General features: G+C 69.5%; 1 protein-coding gene. It reads right to left on the bottom strand.

All coding sequences use genetic code 11. The annotated features are described in order from the left end of the window. Positions 1-111: 111 nt before the first annotated feature. The coding region (locus tag J0A65_RS24495; protein ID WP_269814709.1) for a proton-conducting transporter transmembrane domain-containing protein at positions 112-819 on the bottom strand (708 nt) is incomplete at its 5' end.

The raw sequence follows: 819 nt of genomic DNA, 5'->3' as shown, positions 1-819 counted from the left end.
CGAGGAAGGCCCCCAGCAGCCAGTGGCCAAAGCTGAAGTCGTTGACCAGCAGCAGCCAGACACCGAGCAGGCACAGGCTCAGCAGAGGATGGGGCAGCCAGCGACGCCCGTTCATGCGCCACCTCCGCTGTGCAGGATCATGTGATAGCTCTCCAGGTCATGCAGTTGCGTCACCATGGCGCCGATGTAGTCCAGCACGGGCGCGGCGCAGGCCACCAGCAGCGGGCTCATCAGCAGCAGGCCGATGGCGGCGAGCAGGCGGCCGTTGTCCAGCTCGGCGCTGTCCAGCTGGCTCAGCCCGACACGCCAGAACAGGGTGCTGCCGGCGCGGCTGAGACTGACCAGGGTCACCAGGCCGCCGATCAGCACCACCGGCCACAGCACGGCGGCTTCCCAGCCGGATCCTGCCGCCTTGAGCAGCAGCAGCTTGCCGACGAAGCCCGAGAGCGGCGGCAGGCCGGCCACGGCGATGGCGCCGGCGAAGAACAGCGCCCCCAGGATGTACGGATTCTGCAGCGCCGGCCCCTGGATCAGCTGCGCTTCCTTGATCCCGCGCTGGCGGCTGACCAGATCGGCGATCAGGAACAGCGCGCCCGCCACCCAGGTACTGTGGATCAGGTAGAACAGCGCCGCCTGCAGTGCCTCGGGGGTGCCCAGGGCCATGCCGGCGAGCAGCGTGCCCACCGACAGCACCACCAGGTAGGCCAGCATGCCCTGCAGCGTCACCGAGGCGAACGCGCCGACGGCGCCCAGCGCCAGGGTCAGCAGAGCCAGCGGCCACAGCCACTCCTGAACCAGGTGCGAGAGGTTGCCGCTCTC

The sequence above is a fragment of the Bowmanella yangjiangensis genome (assembly GCF_017255015.1).
In the GTDB taxonomy this organism is placed as follows: domain Bacteria; phylum Pseudomonadota; class Gammaproteobacteria; order Enterobacterales; family Alteromonadaceae; genus Bowmanella; species Bowmanella yangjiangensis.
The sequence above is the reverse complement of the archived record's forward strand: the minus strand, read 5'-3'. Positions and strand labels throughout refer to the sequence as shown.